Origin of the sequence: Chitinophaga sp. 180180018-3 (genome assembly GCF_037893185.1) — a bacterium.
Taxonomy (GTDB): Bacteria; Bacteroidota; Bacteroidia; order Chitinophagales; family Chitinophagaceae; genus Chitinophaga.
Window position 1 is genome coordinate 6,233,906 of record NZ_CP140772.1, and the last position, 24,279, is coordinate 6,258,184.

General features: G+C 47.9%; 24 protein-coding genes. 3 read left to right on the forward strand and 21 right to left on the reverse strand.

What is annotated here, in order from left to right; genetic code table 11:
• Positions 1-79 precede the first annotated feature (79 nt).
• Both UNH61_RS24275 and UNH61_RS24280 read right to left on the reverse strand, forming a co-directional pair.
• On the reverse strand, positions 80-427 hold the full coding sequence (locus UNH61_RS24275) for a DUF4907 domain-containing protein (protein ID WP_326994611.1): 348 nt from the start codon (positions 425-427) through the stop codon (positions 80-82).
• Entirely contained in the window at positions 420-1,415 is a 996-nt protein-coding gene (locus UNH61_RS24280) for a hypothetical protein (protein ID WP_326994612.1), read from the reverse strand. The genes UNH61_RS24275 and UNH61_RS24280 overlap by 8 nt, the downstream gene beginning before the upstream one ends.
• A gap of 246 nt (positions 1,416-1,661) precedes the next feature.
• Between UNH61_RS24280 and UNH61_RS24285 the strand changes: the two genes are divergently transcribed.
• Together UNH61_RS24285 and UNH61_RS24290 are read left to right on the forward strand one after the other, a co-directional pair.
• Positions 1,662-2,993 carry a DUF4270 family protein gene (locus tag UNH61_RS24285; RefSeq protein ID WP_326994613.1) on the forward strand — a complete coding sequence of 444 codons (1,332 nt, stop codon included), beginning with the start codon at positions 1,662-1,664 and terminating at the stop codon, positions 2,991-2,993.
• Positions 2,994-3,002: 9 nt separating this feature from the next.
• On the forward strand, positions 3,003-4,232 hold the full coding sequence (locus UNH61_RS24290) for a hypothetical protein (RefSeq protein WP_326994614.1): 1,230 nt from the start codon (positions 3,003-3,005) through the stop codon (positions 4,230-4,232).
• A 3-nt stretch (positions 4,233-4,235) separates the two neighbouring features.
• Here the strand turns inward: UNH61_RS24290 and UNH61_RS24295 are convergent, their stop codons facing one another.
• Complete coding sequence (locus tag UNH61_RS24295) at positions 4,236-5,597, reverse strand: GH1 family beta-glucosidase (protein WP_326994615.1); 1,362 nt, start codon at positions 5,595-5,597, stop codon at positions 4,236-4,238.
• 159 nt (positions 5,598-5,756) lie between these two features.
• On the opposite strand from UNH61_RS24295, the gene UNH61_RS24300 reads away from it, so the two are divergent.
• Entirely contained in the window at positions 5,757-6,794 is a 1,038-nt protein-coding gene (locus UNH61_RS24300; protein ID WP_326994616.1) for a formylglycine-generating enzyme family protein, read from the forward strand.
• Positions 6,795-6,801: 7 nt separating this feature from the next.
• Here UNH61_RS24300 and UNH61_RS24305 read toward each other — a convergent pair whose 3' ends face one another.
• The 18 genes from UNH61_RS24305 to hisC all read right to left on the reverse strand — a co-directional run bounded on the left by UNH61_RS24305 (position 6,802) and on the right by hisC (position 24,274).
• The gene (locus UNH61_RS24305) at positions 6,802-7,311 is read right to left on the reverse strand and encodes a thioredoxin domain-containing protein (RefSeq protein WP_326994617.1); all 510 of its coding nucleotides are present in this window, start codon (positions 7,309-7,311) and stop codon (positions 6,802-6,804) included.
• A gap of 158 nt (positions 7,312-7,469) precedes the next feature.
• The gene (locus UNH61_RS24310) at positions 7,470-9,053 is read right to left on the reverse strand and encodes a M56 family metallopeptidase (RefSeq protein ID WP_326994618.1); all 1,584 of its coding nucleotides are present in this window, start codon (positions 9,051-9,053) and stop codon (positions 7,470-7,472) included.
• A 10-nt stretch (positions 9,054-9,063) separates the two neighbouring features.
• Entirely contained in the window at positions 9,064-9,426 is a 363-nt protein-coding gene (locus tag UNH61_RS24315; protein ID WP_326994619.1) for a BlaI/MecI/CopY family transcriptional regulator, read from the reverse strand.
• Between the two features lie 282 nt (positions 9,427-9,708).
• Entirely contained in the window at positions 9,709-10,845 is a 1,137-nt protein-coding gene (locus UNH61_RS24320; protein WP_326994620.1) for a TlpA disulfide reductase family protein, read from the reverse strand.
• Between the two features lie 71 nt (positions 10,846-10,916).
• A complete protein-coding gene (locus tag UNH61_RS24325) occupies positions 10,917-12,002 on the reverse strand; it encodes an AhpC/TSA family protein (protein ID WP_326994621.1) in 1,086 nt (361 codons plus the stop codon).
• A 208-nt stretch (positions 12,003-12,210) separates the two neighbouring features.
• Positions 12,211-12,804: a bifunctional phosphoribosyl-AMP cyclohydrolase/phosphoribosyl-ATP diphosphatase HisIE gene (hisIE, locus tag UNH61_RS24330; protein ID WP_326994622.1), complete on the reverse strand. Its 594-nt coding sequence runs from the start codon at positions 12,802-12,804 to the stop codon at positions 12,211-12,213.
• Between the two features lie 21 nt (positions 12,805-12,825).
• Complete coding sequence (gene hisF / locus UNH61_RS24335) at positions 12,826-13,581, reverse strand: imidazole glycerol phosphate synthase subunit HisF (RefSeq protein WP_326994623.1); 756 nt, start codon at positions 13,579-13,581, stop codon at positions 12,826-12,828.
• A gap of 11 nt (positions 13,582-13,592) precedes the next feature.
• The gene (gene hisA, locus UNH61_RS24340; protein ID WP_326994624.1) at positions 13,593-14,738 is read right to left on the reverse strand and encodes a 1-(5-phosphoribosyl)-5-[(5-phosphoribosylamino)methylideneamino]imidazole-4-carboxamide isomerase; all 1,146 of its coding nucleotides are present in this window, start codon (positions 14,736-14,738) and stop codon (positions 13,593-13,595) included.
• 1 nt (position 14,739) lies between these two features.
• Positions 14,740-15,333, reverse strand: a complete 594-nt coding sequence (gene hisH / locus UNH61_RS24345) for an imidazole glycerol phosphate synthase subunit HisH (RefSeq protein WP_326994625.1) — start codon at positions 15,331-15,333, stop codon at positions 14,740-14,742.
• Between the two features lie 4 nt (positions 15,334-15,337).
• The gene (trpA, locus tag UNH61_RS24350) at positions 15,338-16,111 is read right to left on the reverse strand and encodes a tryptophan synthase subunit alpha (RefSeq protein ID WP_326994626.1); all 774 of its coding nucleotides are present in this window, start codon (positions 16,109-16,111) and stop codon (positions 15,338-15,340) included.
• Positions 16,112-16,118: 7 nt separating this feature from the next.
• Entirely contained in the window at positions 16,119-17,327 is a 1,209-nt protein-coding gene (trpB, locus tag UNH61_RS24355) for a tryptophan synthase subunit beta (protein WP_326994627.1), read from the reverse strand.
• A 6-nt stretch (positions 17,328-17,333) separates the two neighbouring features.
• Complete coding sequence (locus tag UNH61_RS24360; RefSeq protein ID WP_326994628.1) at positions 17,334-17,972, reverse strand: phosphoribosylanthranilate isomerase; 639 nt, start codon at positions 17,970-17,972, stop codon at positions 17,334-17,336.
• Between the two features lie 5 nt (positions 17,973-17,977).
• The gene (gene trpC / locus UNH61_RS24365; protein ID WP_326994629.1) at positions 17,978-18,778 is read right to left on the reverse strand and encodes an indole-3-glycerol phosphate synthase TrpC; all 801 of its coding nucleotides are present in this window, start codon (positions 18,776-18,778) and stop codon (positions 17,978-17,980) included.
• Between the two features lie 16 nt (positions 18,779-18,794).
• Positions 18,795-19,790 (reverse strand): anthranilate phosphoribosyltransferase, encoded by a 996-nt coding sequence (gene trpD / locus UNH61_RS24370; protein ID WP_326994630.1) that lies wholly within the window; start codon positions 19,788-19,790, stop codon positions 18,795-18,797.
• 58 nt (positions 19,791-19,848) lie between these two features.
• A complete protein-coding gene (locus UNH61_RS24375) occupies positions 19,849-20,418 on the reverse strand; it encodes an aminodeoxychorismate/anthranilate synthase component II (protein ID WP_326994631.1) in 570 nt (189 codons plus the stop codon).
• A gap of 1 nt (position 20,419) precedes the next feature.
• On the reverse strand, positions 20,420-21,829 hold the full coding sequence (locus UNH61_RS24380) for an anthranilate synthase component I family protein (protein WP_326994632.1): 1,410 nt from the start codon (positions 21,827-21,829) through the stop codon (positions 20,420-20,422).
• A gap of 238 nt (positions 21,830-22,067) precedes the next feature.
• Positions 22,068-23,204 carry a bifunctional histidinol-phosphatase/imidazoleglycerol-phosphate dehydratase HisB gene (hisB, locus tag UNH61_RS24385; RefSeq protein ID WP_326994633.1) on the reverse strand — a complete coding sequence of 379 codons (1,137 nt, stop codon included), beginning with the start codon at positions 23,202-23,204 and terminating at the stop codon, positions 22,068-22,070.
• Positions 23,201-24,274, reverse strand: coding sequence for a histidinol-phosphate transaminase (hisC, locus tag UNH61_RS24390; protein ID WP_326994634.1), 1,074 nt, complete (start codon positions 24,272-24,274; stop codon positions 23,201-23,203). Before hisC ends, hisB begins: the two co-directional genes overlap by 4 nt.
• Between the last annotated feature and the right edge of the window lie 5 nt (positions 24,275-24,279).

The following is a 24,279-nucleotide window of genomic DNA, read 5'->3' on the forward strand; positions in this document are numbered from 1 at the left end:
ATTAAAATCAGATTAAAATTAAGAATACGGAATGAAGAAACAGACACGCTGTTTCTTCATTCCGTATTCTTAATTCTTTCTATTCAGCTTCTGCAATCTGCATATCCACCATCTCCTGTTGCGAAATGGATGGAATCTTATGATGTGTGAGCTTCTGCATGACTACGTTTCCTACGCGCAAAGCATTTTCCCGGGTGCGGAATACCTTGTTGCCGGGTATGTCAGGAATAACATCCTGGTAGATGTAAGTATGGCCGTCGACAACGACTTTATACCCCCATCCGTCACGTATCTGGAAGGGCACCACTGCAACAGCGAGCATGTCCGATCCTTTTTTAGCAGCCTGGATCTTCGGGAGCAGCCAGCAGGCACCGAAACCCAATGCCACCAATACGGCACCACTGATAATAATATTGCGCTTAGTCATTTTTGTTATACTCAGCTGTAGGATCAAATTCTCTTAAATCGTCGAAAGGCGTGCTGGAGCCCATGCCCAGTGTAACGAAGCCACGGTCTTTAACAGTGAAACCGGTAGCACCTGTACGGGGCGCACCTTCAAAGTCGGTTTTCTGTACCCAGCGGTCAGTTTCCGGCGTATACTCCCAGGTGGCAGCGGAATAGGTACCTTTAATACCGGCAACAATATAGCCCTTACCTCTCATGGCAAAAGCAGCAGCGCCGCTACCTGCAAAGTTGTACAGATCATCGAAGCTCTGATCACTTACATTGGCGATGGCATTGAGCGGGCTCCACTGTTTGGTATCTCCGTCGAATACGTAGAAATCCGTAACTGCACTGGAGTTGGCAGTACCCATGCAAACATATGCCTTATTGTTGATCACAAAAACGGAAGCATCTGTTCTCTTACCGCTGGTGATACTCTGTGCCTGCGTCCAGCTGTCGGTAGCAGGGTTGTATTCCCAGTTATCTTTCAGCCAGTTGCCATCGTATCCGGTACTGATATATCCTCTGTCCTTCAATCCGAAAGCTACCGCGCCATAACGGCCGGATCCGGCGAAAGGCGCCTTCGGCGTCCATGCATTGGCGTTAGGATCGTATTGATAAAAGTCATTCATTTTGTTGATACCATCGTATCCGGTTCCAACATATCCCATACCTGAGACAGCCATACCAACAGCGTTACTGCGGGCCGGACCTTTGAATGCGGCTTTCTGTGTCCACTGATTCTGATCTACATCGTACATCCAGAAATCCTGTAACCTGTTAAGCCCATCATACCCGGTTCCTACATATGCTTTATCATTAATAACGAAAGAAGCAGCGGCAGTTCTGGCCACCCCCTCAAATTCAGAGCGCTTAATCCAGTTCCCCAACAACGTGGTAGTGTTTGAACTTTTCGAACAGGCCGCCAGGGAAGCCATTAATAATAAACTATAACCTTTTAAATATCGCATTAGCATGTTCTTTTACTGCTGCCAAAATTATCCGCCGGAGCATTCCGGCAAACAGGAAATAGCTATTCACCTGATTTTACAGGACGGATACCGTTATTTCATCTACCAAAAGGTTTCTTTCGGCCTGAACCCTTATTCCTGCACCACCGGCAGCATAAAGGAGTGATTCAGTTATTCATCGATGAATTTTGGCTATTGGCATATTAAAGGAACTGAAAACAGGCAACCTGTCTAAAATTGCGCACCATGAACAATATGTATCATCTATTTTCCAGGAGTGCTGCCAGGAGGTGCTATAAAGTGCTCCCGGTGTTGCTGCTGGCCGCTATCATTTCGTCGTGCCAGAAAACCGGGTTTACCTATAATAATATTGTAGACAATAACCAGCCCACTGATTATCTTCTCACAGATACACTGACAGTGCAGATGAAAACTGTACAACAGGATTCCATGCCTACTTCAGGATCTGGTGTATTACTCGCCGGTAAAAGAGTGGATCCTATTTTTGGTACATCAACTGTTCAGTCTTTCTTCCAGATATCACAACCTGCCTCAATAGATATTCCGCTCAACGGTTCACAATACGATTCTATGGTGCTGGTGATGCGCCCTAACGGATATGTATCCGGCGACTCTATGACCGTACAAAACCTGAATGTATACAGGGTTACTTCCACCATACAAACAGCAAAAAATTTCTACTACCTGTACAACAACAGCAGTTTCTCTACAGAAAGCACGCCCATAGGCAGTTTCACAGGGATCATACGGCCTAATGTGGATAAAACCATCACCGCACATATGTCGGATCAATTGGGTACCCAACTGTTCAATATGCTGCGGGATAAAAGTCCGGATATCACCACCAACGCCACTTTCCTTGAGTTTTTCAAAGGGCTTAATGTAAGAGCAGGAGCTAACAGCCAGCTGGTATCGGCGTTTGCGGCTAATGATTCGAGCCTGTATATACGATTGTATTATCACATTAACGAAGTGATTACCACTGTCAGGTATGTAGATTTTAAAATGCAGGCGCCTAACCTGCAGTTCAACCAGGTAACAGCCAATCGTACAGGCACACCGATAGCACCGCTTACCGGCACAGTAAAGGAACTCAGCTCACAAAGCGTAAATAACCAGGGCTTCGCACAACCTATAACGGGAGCGGCTACACGAATGGATATTCCTTATATCACCAATCTCATTTACCTCGGACAGTTCTTTAAGATCATGAAAGTATACCTGTCGGTCAAACCCGTTAACGGTAGCTACGTGCAGGACCGGCTGCCTCCCCGGGTAGCACTCTGTGAAGTAGATCAGCTCAACAACGTGACCGATACCCTTACCTACGGTCAATTGAAGCTGGACAACCAGTTCAATGACAATACGTATTACATTTTCGACATCACCAACTACGTCATTAAACAACAGACAGCCACCACGCTTACCACGCGCGGATTACTGCTGACACCCAGCGCAACAGATGCACGCACAACGCTCGACAGGCTCGTCATAGGCGACCAGCGGAATCAGAACAGCCGGCTTAAAATACAGTTGTACTACCTGTTGTATAAATAAAGGATACTCATGCGAATAAAGATATATAGCGGTTTGATCGTTTTTCTGTTATGCAGCGCTGCAGCAAAGGCCCAGCATGGCCTTAATTCTATCTACTCTGCCTTCGGTATAGGCGACCTCGAATCAAGGGATTACACCCGCAATTTCGGCCTGGGAAGTACCGGTATCGCCCGTCATCACGGCGGATACCTGAATGAACTCAACCCGGCCTCCTACGGTGCACTGCCAACCCAGAACTTTATGTTCGATGTGTCGATAAAGGCGCAGACTATTACCTACAATGGCAATAGTATTTCCCAGAATGCCGGTGATATTAATTTCAAACGACTGGCCATTGGTTTCAAAGCAGCCAAATTCTGGGGCATCAGTGCCGGTATTACACCATTCAGCACAATCGACTACAAGCTATTGAACGACAAATACATCAATGGTAGCAATACCCCTGTAACTGCCACTACTACCGGCTCCGGAGGTTTTAACCGGGCGTATATTTCCAACGGATTTCAACTGAATAAGAACTTCTCGGCAGGTGTATCTACCGCGTTTCTCTTCGGGCCACAGAACATCACGCAATATGTAGGCTCCGACTCTACTCAAACCCAGCACAATAAATACGGATTCAAGCCCAACTTCACCGTGGGTGCGCAATATGCCGGGAAGATCAGCAAAGACTGGCAGATCGGACTGGGCGCTACTTACCGGTTTGAAACGAAAATGAAACTGCAGGAAAAGCTGACTGTCTCAGATCAAAACGGCGTCACCCTCTTCAGTAAAGATATGGATCCGTCGTGGTTTACACTCCCTGCAGAATATGGTGCGGGTGTGAGTCTTACCAACGGTACCTTTACCTGGGTAGCCGACTACCGGCACCAGTTATGGAACAGCCTCAATGAAAACGGTGCTACTTACGCCTACCAGGACGGGCAACGTTACTCTACCGGCATCGAGTATGTATTGAAACGGCAGTATGGTAATCAGGCCTACGAAGGTGCAGTACTTCAGGCAGGGTTCAGTTATAACCAGACACCGCTGGTAGTGAGCTCCACACAGATCACGGATATCTCCGGTACCCTGGGTGTATCTCTTCCCAGCAAGAGCGGCCAGCTGCGATATTACCTGGGTCTGGAAGCAGGCCAGCGTGGTAAAAATGGACCTGGTCTTGTTAAAGAAACATACATAAACGCCGTATTCAATTTCAGCCTGAGAGATATCTGGTTCTTCAAACGGTTAAATCAGTAACGGCTAGTGGCTGTTCAGGATTTCTCTGAACCAGTAGCCGGAGTCTTTAATAATGCGCTGCTGGGTTTCGAAGTTCACGTAAACGAGGCCAAAACGGGCGCGGTAGCCTTCGGCCCATTCGAAGTTGTCGGTAAGGGTCCAGGCGAAATAACCATCAACAGGAATGCCTTCCTGACGGGCTTTCAGCACGGCAGAGAGGTATTCCTGGAAATAGCTGATCCGGGAAATGTCTTCCACCCGGCCGTCTTCATTGGGCATATCAGGAAAAGCGGCGCCGCCTTCTGTAACGATCAGTTTTTTCACGCCTTTATAGGAGGAAAATTGTTTCAGCATTTCATATAATCCGTTGCCATTTATTTCCCAGCCCAACCCCGTCAGTGGAACGTTCCTGTATCGGGCTTTCACTTCGGATATCTTCACGATGGGCATAAAGGTATTATACTTCACTACCAGCGGAAAATAATTTTGTACACCAATGAAATCAAAATTAAAAGCCAGGCGGTCCCAGTCCCTCCAGAGTGCATACCTGCGTTCGATGCGTTTTAGCAGGGGAAATCCATCTGTCGGATATCCCATGCCAAGTGCAGGTTCGAGGAACAGGCGGTTGAACAGGGCATCCGCCCGGCGTGCGGCTTGAAGATCCGCTTCATTATTGGTATAGGGAATGATCTGAGAACAGGACAATGCAGTACCTATACTAGCGCCCGGTACTTCTTCCCGGATCACCCGGCCGGCTTCGGCCTGCGCCAGTACTGCATGATGAACGGCTGGCAAAAACCACGACAGCCCAAACTTGCCGGGAGCATGCACACCCAGCATATATCCCAGCGCTGTGAATCCAAAGGGCTCGTTCAGAACGATCCAGTTTTTCACCTTGTTGCCGAATTCCCGGGTACATAGCCGCACATACTCTTCGAAAGCAAATACCACCCCCCTGTGGCTCCAGCCCCCTTTATGTTCCAGGGCCTGAGGCAGATCCCAGTGATACAGCGTAACATAGGGCTCCAGCCCCAGCTCCAGGCATGCATCAATTACCCGGTGGTAAAAATCAAGTCCGGCCCGGTTCACGGCACCGGTGCCTTTGGGTATGATTCGGGACCACGACAGGGAAAACCGGAATACCGAAAAACCCAGCAATTTGGCCAGTAGTATATCTTGTGTATAACGATGGTAAAAATCAGTTGCCACCTGTGCATGGCTTTTGTCTTTGATCTTTCCTTTGCGGCCGGAAAAAGTATCCCAGATGGAGGGCCCCCGGCCATCTTTATCGAAAGCACCTTCGTTCTGAAAAGCGGAAATGGTCACGCCCCATAGGAAATCATCGCCAAAATCCCTGCGGGTAAAGGGTACGGCAGTTTGTTGCATATGCGATACCTGTAAAAAACCGGGTGTATATACCTCCCGTAATTAAACTGCAGTTTACAACACTTTTTGCTGACAATTGATTATATAATTGTTAAGCCACGGGGGCAACAGACGGATTTAAATACTATTTTTAGTGTCAATAAATCAGTTGAACAAAAGATGACCAGGATAAATATTGTGCTGGGCCTTGCCCTGTTTTGCAGCTGTGCCGGTGGCCAGTCGGGGCAAACAGCGGCAGCCCGAAAAGATACATTGAATAAAATGGTGCTGATCCCTGCAGGAAGTTTCTTTATGGGCGCGGACGACAGCACCGGGGTAGTGGATGAATACCCTAAGCACCTGGTAGAGATTCACAGTTTCTGGATGGACGAACATGAGGTGACCAACCGTGAATTCGCGGAGTTTGTAGCGGCTACCGGCTATGTAACCACTGCTGAAAAACCGGTTAGCAAGGAAGAATTGCTGGCCAGTCTGGCGCCGGGTGCACCTCAGCCCGATAGTTCCCAACTCGCTGAAATGACAGCTCCCGGAGCGCTGGTATTCACGCCGCCGGATCATGCAGTGCCGCTCAATGATATCGGTCAGTGGTGGACTTTCGTGAAGGGCGCTTCCTGGAAGCATCCCGGCGGGCCTGGCACTGATATCAACAACAAAGATAATGAGCCCGTAACGCAGGTTTCCTGGCTCGATGCCCAGGCTTACGCCAAGTGGGCGGGTAAACGCCTTCCTACGGAAGCTGAATGGGAATACGCAGCCCGTGGCGGCCTTTCCGGCCAAATGTATCCATGGGGCAATGAACCACTTACTGTGGGTAAGCCCAAAGCCAATACCTGGAACGGCAATTTCCCTTACCGCAATACCCAAACCGATGGGTATTATGGACTGGCACCGGTAAAGTCCTACGCACCGAACGGATATAAGCTGTATGATATGTCGGGGAACGTATGGGAGTGGTGCAACGACTGGTACGATGCCAACTACTATAAAACCCAGGAAAAAGGAGCTAAGAATCCTGCCGGTCCTGAAGCGGGTTTTGATCCGGACGATCCGGGTCAGGCCAAGCGGGTCATCAGGGGAGGCTCATTTATGTGCAGCGATGAATATTGCCGTGGATACCGCGTTTCAGCCCGAATGAAAAGCACTCCGGAATCGGGCTTGGCGAACCTGGGATTCAGGTGCGTGAAAAATGCTGAATAACCCGGCTTCAGGGCTCCAGTATGGTAGCCAGTACGTGGAAGTCGCCGTTGTAACGGTTTCCGTTCAGATAAAAAGCGGGCGTACTATTTACGCCACTCCGGACACCACTTTCAAAATCGGCTTCCACCCTGCTGAGTAGCCGCGGATCTTCCATATCTTCAGAAAATTGCCGCAAATCCAGTGTTAGGTCGGCCGCCAGTTTCAGAATCAGTTCTTCATTCAGATCTGCCTGGCGGCTGAAGAGCGCCTCATACATCTCCCAGAACTTATGTTGCCTCCCGGCAGATTCAGCTGCCAATGCAGCATCCATTGCATATTCATGTGTTTCCGACATAGGAAAATTCCGGAACACAAATCGCAGCTGCCCCTGAAAACGTTCCCATAATTTCTTCACAATAAAAAAGGCCTCCTGGCAATAAGGGCATTGAAAATCGCCATATTCAACTACTTCTATCGTTGCATCTGAGCTCCCCCAGATATGATCCAGTACATTCACCGGAGGAATAAGGTTTGGCATACTGACTATTTTTAACTTACCGGGGAAACATCCCCTTATTACAGAATAACGGGCTAATCGTCTTTCTATTATAAACAGTCACATCCGGATAATGTTCTGTAAAACAAAAAGGCCACGGTGGCGGACCGTGGCTTTCTGTATGTTGGTAAAAGTCAGTTTTACCGGGTTTTGATAGTTATAACGTTACTACTGTCGGAAGCTGATCTGGCTTCTTTAATGGAGCTTTTTCCTGCTTTGGTAGTAACAAGTATCACCCCATTCCTGCCACGTTCACCATAGATAGCCCTTGCAGATTCATCTTTCAGCACGTTTATCGCTACCAGATTTTCTTTCGGGATACTACTCAATTCATTCATGGAAGACACAGCGCCGTCAACTATTACCAGTACATCATCAGGGATTTTCGTCGTGGCATCGCCACCGAACAGGGTGGAAGATCCGCCTGATACAATGCTGCCGGTGTTGCCGCTGATCGTTGTGGTACCAGTCATGGTAACGGGTTTGCCGGCTCGCATGCCAACTACGGTTATCGGCTCGGGCCCCCTGTGCTTTAACCTCACGAAGATGATACCGTTATTCGCCTGTTTGCCATACTCTATCAGCTGATCAGGAGAAGGATTTTTCACGACATTGATCTGATCGATCTGGTCTTTTCCCTGGTAATGCTCCATTGCCTCCTTACTGGCCAGTACACCATCGATCACGTATACCGGGTTTGCGCCATCGTGTATCTTCACGGCATGCCGTGTTTGCTGATTTTTCTTAGCCGCTTTGTCCTGAGTAAACGTCAGCACGTCAACAACGGGAGGCGCTAATTGTGCACTGCTCTCTTTTTCATTGGGCAGAGAATCTTTTGTTACAACGGCGGCTTTCAACACCACCGATGCCCTGGTGTAGTTCAGCGTCAGCACCAGTCCGCCTGCCAGTGCTCCGAGAACAAGATAACGCACCAGCTGATAGCCTGATGACTTTTTACTGTTCATCATGATGATCCTGTTTTTTAGATGTGAGAAATTGAAATTGTTTGCGATGGCCGTCGCATATGGGATCCCACTAACTTTGATCAGATTGTATTGATAAGCGGTTTTATCCACTCCCTGCGTTAACAGATACCTGTCTGTTATAAACTCCAGGTTCTCGCGGATGGCAGTTTTCATCAGCCATGCACCAGGATTAAACCAATAGAAAATATTGTTGATCTCACCTAATATCACATCAACACTGTGCCATTGTATCACATGTACCGCTTCATGCCACAGGATAGCCCGCAACTCTTCGGGCAAATGCAACGACGGATTGATATAAATATTACGGAAGAACGAAAACGGACTCAGCTCAGTTTTCAGCAGCTTCACCGGCGTCTGATGGATTTGCCCGGGAACCGACTTCCGGTGCAGCCTCCATAACGATAACAACTGTATTAAAAAACGTATAGCCATTACCGATACCCCCGTCCAGAAAATATATACCAGCACCGTCCACACCGTAAATTCAGGCGCCGGCGCCTCCCAACTGGATAAATCCGGCACGTAAGTCATCACGGTTCCCGCCATTTCATGCCGCGCTACAAAAGCGTTAATGGGAATCAGCGGAAACAGGGAGGAAAATGCAATCCCGACAAGCAGAAACAACCTGTTTAAAGTATAAAAGGTTAACCTGCGCAAACCAAAGCGGTACGCCAGATAAAACAGCGTGAGCGCGATGTTCGCTTTTAACAGGTAGATTAAAATAGCAGGTACCATAACCGGAATTTTACTGTTTACCTTTTTCGATCATCTTAATGATCTCTTTCAGTTCATCAGGACTGATTTTCTTTTCTTTCGCAAAAAAAGATACCAGTTCTTTATAGGAGTTCTCAAAATAGTTCTTCACAAATCCGCTCATGAACTTCCGTTTATATGCTTCTTCTTCAATCAGCGGCGTATATTCATATACGTTACCAATCTTACGACTTTCCACAAACCCTTTTTTTTCCAGGTTCTTAATAGTGGAAGCCAGCGTCGTATAAGGCGGAGCGGGTGCAATGTGTACTTCCAGGAAATCTTTCACAAAACCCTTTCCCGCTTTCCAGATAGCTTGCATAGCAGTTTCTTCCTGCAGGGTCAGCTTTTCCATAATGAGGTAATTTACGATCTTTTCGTAAAACTACGAATATTTCGTAGATATCCAAATTTATTTTTTAAAACTTAAAAATTAATACAAAGACCTTAGCAAATAGTGTTATTTACTAAGGTCTTCTCACTAATCCGTAATTCGTAATTCTGCCTACGGTTGCTTCTTCCCCACCCCGCACTGTTGTATCAATACCTGTTAGCAAAATGCAGCGAAGATCACATGATCAAATATCATGTGATCTTCGCTGCATTTTGCTAAAGACTAAAAGCTAAAGGCTAATAGTTATTTCAGTATTTCCGTCAGTTTCGATTCCAGCTCTTCACCTCTCAGGTTCCTGGCAACAATCCTTCCTTTGGGATCTACGAGTACATTCTGGGGAATGGCTCTTACGCCGTATAAATCGGCAGCTGCATTTTTCCAGCCTTTCAGATCGGAAACATGTGTCCAGGTGAGTTTATCCGCTTCAACAGCTGCCACCCATTTTTCCTTCTTATCGTCGAGAGAAACACCCAGTATTTCGAAGCCTTTGGATTTGAATTTATCGTAAGCTTTTACCACGTTAGGGTTCTCTGCACGGCAGGGACCACACCAGCTGGCCCAGAAATCGACCAATACGTATTTTCCGCGGAATGAAGATAAGCTGATGCTCTTACCGGCTGCGTCGTTTTGCGAGAATTCCAGCGCAGGCTGGCCTATGGCTGTTTTACGGGCCGATTCCAGTCTTTTTGCGAACTCCTTACCGGATGGGGAACGACGGGCATCTTTGCCCAGTTTTTTGTAAAGCGGTGTAACGTCGGCAGGTTTGATATCATAACCGGCGATCTGGTTCAACAGGAACATTGCGATCGGTGAATTTGTATTTTTCAGGAAGAAGTCCTGTTCGATCTTCTTTTCTTCCGCATCCAGCGCATCATATTCTGTTTCCAGCTTCTTCAGGCCTTCCTCATCTTTGTTTTTGGAAAGCTCCCGGTAGCGTTTTTGCAAGTCGGCACCTTTTTCATTCACATCTTTCAGCTGCTCGTTCAGCTTCTTATAATCATCATTTGCTCCAGAACCCGCTACAGTGGCCTTGCTGATAGAATCAGTAGTATTGATGGAAATATTGCCCTTATCGAGGAAGATGGCCAGCATATCACGCCCCATGGAAACAGGCTTTTCAGCGCCTTTCTGCACCAGCATCAGACTTGCCAGTCCTGGTTCTTCCAATGTTCCGTTAAAAGTGAATTTACCATCTTTTACCTGAGCGGTATCTGCAAAGTTTTCGCCACCCTTGCGCATTCTGAGATAAACAGTAGCAGGATTATGCTGCTGTGTGATAGTTCCCTGTATGGTATAAGGCTTACCTGCCGCACTCTTCTTTTCCTGGGCAAATAATACTGCTGGCACAAGGAGGAATATACCCGCAAATGTTCTCTTCATTGGTTTTTGGTTTTACGAATAACAAATTTGTGAAATCGGTTGCTTTTCGTCAACCTGATTTTGATAAGCGGCTATTTCAACAACTGTTCCAGCTTTGCTTCCAGCTCTTCGCCCCGCAGGTTCCGGGCGATGATCTTACCATCCGGATCCACGAGGAAGTTGGATGGGATGGACTGTATACCGTACTGAACGGCCACTTCGTTGCCCCAGCCTCTCAGGTCGGATACCTGGATCCAGGTAAGACCGTCCTGACTGATAGCACGCATCCAGCGATCGCGGTTATCGTCCAGGGATACACCGAGGATGGTGAAATTCTTGCCTTTATATTTGTTATACGCTTTTACCACATTCGGGTTTTCCTGGCGGCAGGGACCGCACCAGCTGGCCCAGAAGTCGACCAGCACATATTTTCCACGGAATGAAGATAATTTTACCGGTTGCCCTTTTACATCTTCCTGGGAAAAATCATCCGCAGGTACATTAACGCCATTCGCTTTCAGGCTCCTGATATAGGCCGTTACCGACTTACCATACTGGCTTTCCTGTATAGGCTTATCGAGAGATGTAAACAACTGCTGGAATTCTTCCGGCTCCAATCTGCTACGCAGCTCGTTCATTAACAGCCAGATGCTGGCAATATTCCGGGGGTGCGATTTGATAAACGCTTTTCCGGTATTCACCACATCACTGCTGAATACGTCGGCTTTCTTGCGGAAAGCTGTTTTTGCCGGCTCATCTTCCGGATTGATTCCCCTGGCTTCTGTATTCAGCTCCTGAGCCCTTTTGATAAGCGGCTCAAATGCTTTCTGATATTGCTGCATGGCCTGCGTATTGTCATTCCCCTTTACAGTGGCTGCAATGGGATAAGTGGCCACTGAAGTGGCAAAGTGAATGGGCTCATTGCCTCCGGTAACGAACAGCATAGGATAGTTCACATCTTTCATAATCAACGCGTAAACCGACGGTTCCTTCCCGCTTTTCACCCGAAAACTGAACTGCTCGTTCTTTATCACTACTGAATCATCCGGATTATTATCCTGGTCGTCAAAAAGATAAATGGTTTTACCATTGCCCCCTTTCACAATGCCCGATACCTGCTGGGCGTTCACACCCACAGCCATTAATGCAGCTGTGGCAAGCAGGAAAACATATTTCATTACAATTAATTTTAATTAGTTAGCGGGGTGTAATATACGAAGAGATTTTGTACCGGGAGATGGAATAAGGATAAGGGAGTTTGACCGGCCGGTGACCGGAACAGGTACTTCGAACAGGCCTGATTTTTTCCGGTCGCTATCGGTTAATAATCAGGAATTAATAAATAAAAACAAAACAGGCACCCGTCACCGGCCGGCATTTATCGCATTACTTGTGGCGTTGTTTTAACACGGTAATAACATCTGACAGCTGAAAGCCCTTAGCCTGCAGCAGAATCAGATAATGAAACAGCAAATCCGCCGATTCATTGAGGAAAAGCTCATCGTTGTTGTCTTTGGCTTCAATCACTACTTCTACTGCTTCCTCTCCTACTTTCTGCGCGATCTTATTGATGCCACGGGCAAACAGGCTGGCAGTATAAGACTTGTCGGAAGGATTATTCTTCCGGTCGGTGATAATATTTTCCAGGGCATTCAGGAAATCATTGCTTTGGTTTTGCTCATCCCAGCAGGTATCTGCACCGGTATGGCATACCGGTCCAACAGGACTTACCTTGATGAGCAGCGTATCCTGGTCGCAATCTACCCGGAGGTCTTTTACGAAAAGGAAATTGCCGCTTTCCTCGCCTTTTGTCCACAGACGTTGCTTTGAACGGCTGAAAAAAGTCACTTTCCCTTCTTCCATGGTTTTGTCGAGCGATTCCCGGTTCATATAACCGAGCATCAGCACTTTGTTGGTAACGGAATCCTGTATAATTGCCGGAACCAGGCCATCGGGCGACTTTTGAAAATCTATTTGCATGTTAGCTTATTTCGGGTAACTCTAAAATCTTACATTCACCCCTCTGTTGTAGAGAAAGGTTTTAAGTGCCGGTATTTCTATTTCCTTATAGTGGAAGATGCTGGCCGCCAGGGCTGCATCTGCCTGCGCATTTTCGAAAACATCCACGAAATGCTCCATGGTACCTGCGCCCCCGGAAGCGATCACCGGTACATTCAGGTGCTGCGACAGCTGGCCGGTGATATCCAGCGCAAAGCCTTTTTTAGTACCGTCGTTGTTCATGGAGGTGAGCAGAATTTCTCCCGCACCACGGTCTACCGCTTCCTTCGCCCAGTCGAATGCTTTCTTATCTGTTTTCACACGGCCTCCGTTCAGGTATACGTACCAGTCGCCTTCTTCGAAACGGGTATCGATCGCCAGCACTATGCATTGGCTGCCGAATTCCAGTGCCAGCCGGTTTACCAGTGAAGGGTCCCTGAAGGCAGAAGTATTTACGGAGATTTTATCAGCGCCGGATTGCAACAGCGTATATACATCTTCTACGGAAGCAATGCCACCACCCACCGTAAACGGGATGTTCACATGACGCGCGATCTGGGTAACCAGTTCTGCCAGCGTTTTCCTTCGTTCGTTGGTTGCGGTGATATCGAGGAATACCAGTTCATCGGCGCCCTGTGCGGCATATAGCGCGCCCAGTTCCACCGGATCGCCGGCATCACGGATATTTTCAAAATTGATGCCTTTAACGGTTCTTCCGTCTTTAATATCCAGGCATGGTATAATGCGTTTGGTGAGCATGTACTGATCGTTTACAGGAATTTTTTTAATGCTTCCAGAGAGATGTTCCCCTCATAGATAGCCTTACCGATAATAGCTCCGCTGCAGCCTGTTTCCTGCAGGGCGGCCACATCACTGATGTTGCTGACACCTCCGCTGGCCACAAAGTTAATGCCTGCAAAGCGTTCTGTAATCTTTTTATATAAATCCAGGGAAGGGCCCTGTAACAGGCCATCTTTGGCAATATCAGTACAGAAGATATTGGTCACCCCTGCTGCAATATTACTTTCGAGGAAATCAAATACCGACAGAGAGGTGGTTTCCAGCCAGCCGCCTACTGCTATCTTTTCTTCCTTTACATCGGCACCCAGGAATATTTTATCAGCTCCGTATTGTTTTACCCAGCTGAAAAATAACTCCGGCTGTTTCACCGCCACACTTCCGATGGTAGCCAGTGCCGCGCCGCTTTCAAATACGATGTCCAGGTCTTTGCCGGTTTTAATTCCTCCGCCAAAATCGGTCACCAGACCGGTTTTCCCGGCGATTTGCTCCAGCACTTTCCAGTTTACCACGGCCCCTTTCTTAGCGCCGTCCAGGTCTACCAGGTGCAGGCGGCGTATCCCGATTGCCTCAAACTCCTTTGCCACTTCCAGCGGATGCTCGTTGTAGACCTTCTTCTGGCTGTAATCGCCCTGGGTAAGCCTTACACATTTACCATCGATGATATCGATGGCTGGTATTATTTCAAAACGTTTTGCAGTCATATCTTGTTGATCGAGACGTAATTCCATTTTCAGGAAAGTAATGCCATCTTTAATAAAAAAATCTCCCACCGGAGTATAGCCCAGCTGGTCGTAAAAGCTCACAGCGGTATCGCGTGCATTACACCATAGCAGACCGATGTGGTGTTTCCTGCAGAAATCCGCCAGATGCGCCAGCACGGCTTTGCCAAAGCCTTTTCCCTGTGCCGCCGGTGCGGTAGCCAGTTTGCGGAACTGGGCACTTTCCTGCCCCGGGAAAAGGGATACAACAGTTACCGGCTGATCCTGATCAAATACTCCGTAATGCAGTCCGTCCGCGTCATGATCCATTTTCATCTCAGCGAGAGTACGATTAGGATACAGCACATCCCGGCGCAGCTGCAGGGTATCATCCGCGTTGATACGGCGTATATTCATGTTAAAGCTTCAAAAAGTTGTCAATAATGCGGGCGCCCGCTTCCGCGGATTTTTCCGGGTGAAACTGCACGGCATAGAAATTATCCTTTTGCAGCGCCGCACTGTAATTGATCACATAATTGGAGATCGCTACCGTATCGGCACCCAATGCAGCATAATAGCTGTGCACAAAGTACATGTAGGCATTTTCCGGCACATGGGCAAACATGACACTGTGTAAGCCAGAGATATTGTTCCAGCCTATCTGCGGTATTTTCAACAGATTTTCCACGGGCGATTGAAAACGTTTCACCGGTATGTCGAATATCCCCAGGCAGTCGGTATCATTCTCTTCTGAATGTTTGCACATCAGCTGCATCCCCAGGCAAACCCCCAGCACCGGCTGTTTCAGCTCCCGGATAACCTGATCCAGCCTGCGCTCTTTCAGGTACTGCATAGCCGTACTGGCTTCTCCCACACCAGGAAATATCACCTTGTCGGCCGACCTGATCTCCTCATGATCATCTGTAACAATGCCGTTCACGCCCAATCGTTCCAATGCAAACTGCACTGAGCGGATATTACCGGCGTTATATTTTATAATGGCTGTTTTCATATGGCTACTGAATTATTCCTGAGATAAACGTCTTTACCGTTTCATCAATATTATGGCTGTTCTCTATAGCCCTGATAAAGGCAGTTCCTATAATAGCGCCGTTAGCGTGAGCTGTAGCCGCCTCAAAAGTAACTTTATCCTTGATACCGAATCCAATCAATACCGGATTTTTGAGCTTCAGGGATTCCAGTCGTTTGAAATAAGCCTGCTGATCTTTCATATCCTTATCCTTACCAGTAGTGGAGGAAGAAGATACCGCATACAGGAATCCTTTGCTCAGGCCGTCAATTTTATGTATGCGCTCATCGCTCGTTTCGGGCGTCACCAGGAAAATGAGATGCAGGTTATATTGCTCAAATACAGACCGGTATTCCTGCTCATATTCTGCCATCGGAAGATCTGGTACAATCACGCCATCTACACCTACTTCAGCGCATTTAGCACAAAAAGCTTCTATTCCGAAAGTCAGCACCGGGTTCAGATAGCCCATCAGCACCACCGGCACCTGTATGGAGTTGCGGAACCCTTTCAACTGCTCGAACAATTTATGCAGGCTCATTCCATTTTTCAGCGCACGGGTGCTGCTGTCCTGGATCACAGGGCCATCGGCCAAAGGATCGGAGAATGGCATTCCCAGCTCTATCAGGTCAGCGCCATGTTTTTGCAATGCGGTCATTACCGGCAATGTATCGTTTAATTCCGGGAAACCCGCTGTGCAGTATATATTTAAAACGCCGTGTTGCTTTCTGGCAAACAGTTGATCAATACGATTTTGCATAATCCATTTATTTTTCCATGTGACGGATATAGGTACTGAGATCTTTATCTCCACGGCCTGAAAGGCACACCACTACTACATCATCTGTATTCAGCGGCAGGTCTTTCAGTTTCGCGAGCGCGTGGGCCGATTCCATGGCAGGAATGATTCCTTCCAGCCGGCTCAGTTCGTAGCCGGCAGCCAGCGCTTCGTCATCGGTGGCCGACAGGAACTCCGCCCTGCCCGATTCGTAGAGATGTGCGTGCATAGGGCCTATGCCGGGATAATCCAGTCCGGCAGAAATGGAATGTGGCTCTATGATCTGGCCATCGTCTGTTTGCATGAGCAGCGTTTTGGCCGCGTGTATGATGCCCAGTGTGCCCAGCTGCGTGGTAGCCGCGGAAAATCCGCTGTGCACACCTTTTCCGCCGGCTTCTACTGCTATCAGTTTCACATCTTCTTCATCCAGGTAATGGAAAAAAGCACCGGCGGCATTGCTGCCCCCGCCAATACAGGCTACTACATAATCAGGATGCTCGCTACCGGTTTTAGCCAGCAGTTGTTGTTTGATTTCTTCGCTGATTACCGACTGGAAACGGGCCACCATATCCGGGTAAGGATGCGGACCTGCAGCAGTTCCCAGGATGTAATGCGTATCTACCGGATTGTTGATCCAGTCGCGTATCGCTTCGTTGGTAGCATCTTTCAGCGTGCGGCTTCCACTAAGCGCCGGTACTACCGTGGCGCCCAGCATCTTCATACGGGCCACATTAGGCGCCTGCCTTTCTATATCGATACTACCCATATACACCACGCATTCCATGCCCATCAACGCGCAAACAGTGGCAGTAGCCACGCCATGCTGACCGGCACCGGTTTCCGCAATAATGCGTCGTTTGCCCAACCGTTTCGCCAGCAAAATCTGACCGATGGTATTATTCACTTTGTGTGCACCGGTATGATTGAGATCTTCCCGCTTGAGATAAATCTGCGCCTTGTATTTTTCAGAAAGGCGTGTCGCAAAATATAAAGGGGAAGGCCGTCCTACATAATCCTTCAATAACGCTTCAAACTCCTGCTGGAACGACGGATCACTGAGTATCTCCATGTAGCGCGATTGCAGCTCGTGTACATTGGGATACAACATCTCCGGAATATAAGCTCCGCCAAACCTGCCATAATAGCCATTCTTATCCACCTGATACCTGGAATTACCGGTATTGATTGCAATATCCATGACCGTTTATTTATTAATGATTGATGAATGAATTTGTTTCACGAAATTTTCTACCAGTCCGAGGTTCTTCACCCCGGGCTTATCTTCAAACTTACTGTTCACATCTACTGCAAATATTGCCGGCAGTTCCAACTCACGGAGCATTGCAGCCTGATCAGGACCAATGCCACCGCTCAGGAAAAAGGGATGATCAAATGGATAACCATTCAGTAATTCCCAGTTAAAACGCTCACCGGTACCGCCATAGCCCTTCTCCGATGCCGTATCGAAAAGGAAATAATCGGTAACGGGAACATAGGGGGCCAGCATTTCCTGCCAATTAACGTTGGCGCCTATACGAAATGCTTTGATAACCGGTACGAAGGTTTTTATTTCTGCGCAGAACTCCGGTGTTTCATCGCCATGCAGCTGCACATAGTCCAGCGCATAGTCTGCCACCGTACGACGAATAAGCTCCTGCGGCGCATTCACGAACACACCCACTTTGATAATACCCGTAGTTTCCCTTACCGACCTGGCATCGATTTTATTGCCGGCAAAGCGGGGAGATCTTTCATAAAAGATAAAGCCGGCGTAGTCTACTCCGTTTTCCACGAGGCCTTTCAGATCATTTACCCGGGTAATGCCGCAAACCTTGATACGCATGGGATTTATTTTTGTTGCAGTTGCTGTAATGTTTGTACAAAATTCTCGAATGCCCTTGCCGGATCTTCCTGTTTCATGAAATGCTCACCAATCAGGAATCCCTGGAAACCAGCGTCTTTCAGCTTCACGATAGCAGCAGGATCGTTGATACCACTTTCTGCTACCTTCACTTTGCCGGCCGGTATCTTCGGCGCCAGTTCACAGGAGCGGTTAAAGTCGACCTGGAACGTAATCAGATCACGATTATTCACCCCTACCAGATGGGTATGCGCCGTTACTTTTTCCAGCTGCGGCTCACTGTGTACTTCCAGCAATACCTCCAGTCCGATGTTATGTGCAAAGGCAGCCAGATGCGCTACCTGAGCAGCCTCCAGGCATTCGGCGATGAGCAGTATTACATCTGCCCCAATGGCTTTCGCTTCCAGGATCTGATATTCATCGATCACGAAATCTTTGCGCAGGATGGGGATCTGGTTAAAGCTGCGTGCCTGTTGCAGATCGTCGGACGAGCCACCGAAGTATTTTTCGTCGGTCAGTACGGAAAGGCCGGAAGCCCCGTACCGGGTGTAAGCGGTAGTTACCTGTTGCACTGTTACATCGCCGTTGATCAGCCCTTTAGAAGGGGAACGGCGTTTGAATTCCGCAATGATGCCGGTTTTATCCGGCTGTTGCAGGAACTGGCGCAGCGATAATGTTTCCCTCGAAAAAGCCGGAGACTGTTCCAGATCGCTGGCGCTGCGTTGCAATTTGCGGGCAGCCACCTCTGTATGTTTATGCGCAACTATTTCTGCCAGAATGTTCTTCATGATAAATGATCAGCTACTATGATTGCAGGGCAATCAGTTTTTTAAATGAGTTGAGTGCTTTGCCGGATTCCAGTGATTCCACCGCCGCGGAGAAGCAATCTTCGTACGATTGATATTTCCCCAGGCTGTACAGGCCCATGGCTGCATTGGCAAATACCACAGAGTTCTGCGCCCAGGTGCCTTCTCCCTTCAATATCTTCATAAATAATTTTGCTGCTTCTTCAGGTGTACTGCCTCCGTATATATCTTCCTGGTGTACTTTCCGTTTGCCCAGCTGTTCAGGAGTCCAGTCCTGTTCTCCTTTGTTGGTGATCACCTTTGTATCAGCGGTGAGTGATATTTCATCGTACCCATCGAGGCTATGTACAATTACAAACTGTTTATCCGTTTGCTGGAACAGGTAGTTGTATACCCTTGCCATTTCCAGGTTATAAACGCCAATCAGCTGATGTTTGGCTAGCGCAGGGTTCACCAGGGGGCCCAGCATATTAAAGAATGTGCGGATGCCCAGCTGCCTGCGGATGCCGGCCACATTCTTCAGGGCCGGGTGGAACAACGGTGCATGCAGGAAACAGATACCGGATTCGTCGAGCTCCGTTTTCAGTTTGGCACTGTCGTTCTTGAATTTATACCCCAGCAGTTCCATCACATTGGAAGCACCGCTCACGGAAGAAACGCCGTAGTTGCCATGTTTGGCCACCTGCGCGCCCGCGCCCGCCGCTACAAAACACGACAAGGTAGAAATATTAAATGTATTTTTTCCATCTCCTCCGGTGCCTACGATATCGAGCACATTGTGGCCGTTTACATCCACCGGAACACAGAGTTCGAGCAGTGCATCGCGGAAGCCCAGCAGCTCTTCAATGGTGATGCTACGCATCAGGAAAACAGTCATGAAAGCAGCCAGTTCGCTTTCGTTGTACATGCCTTTTGAGATGCTGAAAAGAATATCCCTTGCCGCTTCCCGGCTGAAAGTTTTATGTTCAAACAAATAGTTAAGAATCTTTTTCATACAGCTTATCGCTTTTTACAGATGATCAGATAGTGATACTTTAATGCAGATGTGTTCATTAAAGGCTTAACCAGTTCCTCAGGATCTGCTCTCCCAGAGGGGTTAGCACACTTTCCGGGTGAAATTGAACACCGCTTACATCGTATTTTTTATGCTGAACAGCCATAATGAAACCCTCGTCGTCTTTAGCGGTGATGGTCAGTTCTCCGGGCAGGGTGGCCTCATTGATCACCCAGGAATGATAGCGGCCGGCATCAATGGTGCGGGGCATATTGTTGAACAGGCGGCCTTCTTCAGAGATGATATTCACTTTGGTAGCCACGCCGTGGTAAACCTCTTTCAGGTTGGTCAGCGAAGCGCCGAAAGCCTGTCCGATAGCCTGCTGGCCAAGGCATACGCCAAAGATGGATTTTACCGGCGCATATTCTTTAATAAGCGGCAGCAGCAAGCCTGCTTCCTCCGGAATACCCGGGCCCGGAGAAAGGATGATCTTATCGTAATCGTTCACCTTTTCCAGGGGAATTTCATCGTTACGCACCACGGTTACTTTACCGTTGATGATCTTTTCCACCAGATGAACGAGGTTATATGTAAATGAGTCGTAGTTATCAAAAACGAGGATATTCATACTAGATTTTTTGCGCCAGCAGAATGGCTTGTTTTAATGCGTTAAGTTTATTGTTCACTTCGTCCAGTTCCGAAGCAGCTACTGATTTGGCAACGATGCCTGCTCCTGCCTGATAATACAGCGTATTCATCTTGCTGAGTATGGAACGGATCATAATTGCATGATTGAAATCGCCATTAAATCCTACCATCCCGATACAGCCTCCGTAAAAGCCCCTGGCAGTTGGTTCATACTGATCTATGATTTCCATGGCGCGGTATTTAGGCGCTCCGGAGAGCGTTCCGGCAGGGAAAGTAGCCGCCAGCAGCGAAAACGGGTTCAGTGCAGGATCTACCTTACCGGTTACTTCGCTCACGAGGTGGATCACATGCGAATAGAAATGTACCTGGCGGTAAGAAGCCACCTGTACTTCTGTTGCATTTCTGCTGAGGTCATTGCGGGCAAGGTCTACCAGCATTACATGTTCCGCATTCTCCTTTGGATCTGCCAGCAGTTGATCTGCCAGCATCTTATCCTGCTCCTCATCGCCCGTACGGCGGAAAGTACCTGCAATAGGATGTATGGTAGCTTTCCCGTTACTGATTACCAGCTGCGCTTCAGGAGAAGAGCCCATTAATTTATAATCGCCGTAATCGAAGAAGAAAAGATAAGGAGAAGGGTTGATAGAGCGGAGCGCGCGGTATACATTGAATTCATCGCCGGAGAAGGATTGCTGGAAGGCCCGGGAGAGTACCACCTGGAAAACATCGCCCCGGAAGCAGTGTTGTTTGCCTTTCTCCACCATCTCCATATACTGCTCATTCGTCAAATTGCTTTTCTCGTCTCCGGTGGCGGTAAATGGATAGCTGGGCGAATCTTTATGCCGTATCAGCGATTCCAGGAGATCAAATTCGCTATCGAGGCCCTCTATCTGGTTTTCACAAAGGAAAAGCTCGTCTTTAAAGTGATTGATAACGATGACGTACTGATAATACCGGTAACGCATCAGCGGAATAGTATTACCGTTCTGCTTTTTCTTATTGAATTCGATGGTTTCAAAAAACTGTACCGAATCGAAGGTGCTGTATCCGAACAGGCCCTGTGCCTTTGCCACGGGGTGTTTGCCGCTGAAAGAAAAGCTGCCAAGGAACTTGCCCAATTCATCCAGTACCTGTTGTCTGTTCTTTAGTTCCTTTTTTTCCACCGGCAGGTTGGGATACTTGAATTCAAAATTGGAGGTGGAAGTAACTTCAATACCTGCAATAGGTTTCACACAGATATAGGAGTAACTGTTCTCGCTCCCCCGGGAGTCGCTGCCTTCAAGGAGTATAGATCCCGGGAATTTATCGCGCAGCCGCAGATAGATACCCACTGGCGTGAATATATCTGCCAGCATTTGTTTTGATCTTGTATTTACTTGGATGGTACGCATGATGTATTGGGTGAAAGGTTTGTTTTAAATGGACTGGCCCTAAAAGCCGGAAGGCCCGCTGTGTAACAGCGAGCCTTCCAAATATATTTCGATAAGAAACATGGCACTGTAACACAGATCAGGAATTGATTCCGTGCCACCACCAATGTATATTTATGATAATGTTATTCATAGCGAAAGCAAAAATGGAACATTTTTCCAAAAAATGCAAACTTTTTTTTTAAAAACCCTGAAAGCATTACAGCACCCCTTTCGTAGAAGGCAGCTGCATCCGCGCCGGGTTCCGTTTTACCGCCATTTTAATGGCTTTGGCAAACGCCTTGAAAATGGCTTCTATCTTATGATGTTCATTTTCACCTTCTGCCTTGATATTCAGGTTGGCTTTGGCGCCATCTGAGAAAGATTTGAAAAAATGATAGAACATCTCGGTAGGCATCTCGCCTATTTTCTCTCTTTTAAAATCAGCATCCCATACCAGCCAGTTACGGCCACCAAAGTCGATAGCCACCTGTGCCAGGCAATCGTCCATCGGCAAACAGAAACCATATCTTTCAATTCCCCGTTTATCGGCCAGTGCTTTTGCAAAGGCTTCTCCCAGGGCAATACCGGTATCTTCTATCGTATGATGCTCATCGATATGCAGGTCGCCTTTGGCGCTAATTTGCAGATCCATGGCACCGTGACGGGCAATCTGATCCAGCATGTGATCGAAGAATCCCAGGCCGGTGTGAATATCCGCCTTACCGGTTCCATCGAGGTTCAGCTGTATGCTGATATCTGTTTCGTTCGTTTTTCGTACGTGCGTTACTGTTCGTAAGCCCAGTTTCAGGAATTCGTAGATCCGGTTCCAGTCGGTAGTTTCCAGTGCTATTACCTGTTGCAGTGCTGCTGCATTATTGCTGACTTCCGTGTTGCCAAGGCCGGCGCCTTCGTTGAGCCAGATTGCTTTGGCGCCCAGGTTCTTTGCCAGTTCCACATCGGTAATACGATCGCCTATCACAAAGGAGTTAGCCAGGTCGTAGTCGCCGTTGAGGTATTTGGTAAGCATGCCCGTACGCGGTTTGCGGGTGGGGGCATTATCAGCCGGAAACGAGCGGTCAATAAACACTTCATCGAACTTCACCCCTTCGTTTTCGAATGCTTTGATGATCATATTCTGTGCCGGCCAGAAAGTATTTTCCGGGAACGAAGCTGTTCCCAGGCCGTCCTGGTTAGTAACCATCGCCAGCTCATAATCCAGCTCTGCGGCGATCCGCGCCATATTCACAAATACTTTCGGATAAAACTCCACCTTCTCCAGGCTATCGATCTGGTAAGTAGGCGGCACTTCGCGGATCAGGGTACCATCGCGGTCTATAAAGAGTACTCGTTTCATGCAGAGACGGTTGTTGCAGTTTTCAGGTTAAAAGATTTCAGCACTTCCAGCAGCCGGAGGTTCTCTGCAGGTGTGCCAACAGTGATACGCAGGCAACCCAGGCAAAGCTCCACTTTAGAGCGGTCGCGCACTACGATGCCCTGTTCTACCAGATAGTTATAAATACCTTTGGCATCGGTGGTTTTAACAAGAATAAAACTGGCATCGCTCGGGTAAATGTGCAATACTTCCGGCAATTGTACCAGCCCTGCTGAAAGCAGATCTCGTTCTATCACAATTTCACGTATCCACTCATTCACCTGGTTTACATTTTCCAGTGCCTGCAGCGCCAGCTCGTTGGTAGCCTGACTGATATTGTAAGGAGGCTTTACTTTGTTGAAAGTATTGATGATATCTTCACTGGCGAATGCCATCCCTATCCGTAAACCGGCCAGTCCCCAGGCTTTCGACAATGTTTGTAACACCACGAGGTTAGGATATTCTGTCAGTTCCTGAATAAAGGTTTTTTGCCGGGAGAAGTTAATATACGCTTCATCTATCACCACGATCCCGTTGAAGTTGTTCAGCAACAGCTCAATATCTGTTCTGTTGATATTGTTACCTGTAGGGTTGTTGGGAGAACAGATAAATATCAGCTTGGTATTTTCATCGATCGCCTGCTGCAGTGCCGGAATATCCAGCTGAAACTCTTCCGTGAGCGTTACCTTGCGGATGACCGCATCATTCACATGCGCGCTTACTTCGTACATGCCATAGGTAGGCGGACAAAGGATCACGTTATCCACACCAGGCCTTACGAATGAGCGGTATAATACATCGATCGCCTCATCACTACCGTGTCCGATAAAGATATTCTGTGGCGGTACGCCTTTGATATCGGCAATTTTGTATTTCAATTGCCACTGCATAGGATCCGGGTAACGGTTATAGTTCACCGGCAGAGGAGAACCGAAGTTATTCTCATTCGCATCCATGAAAATAGATGCTTCCCCCTTGAATTCGTCTCTGGCCGTAGAATAAGGTACCAGTCGTTTTATATTTTCCCTTATGAGAGCATCGAGATTAAACATATAGC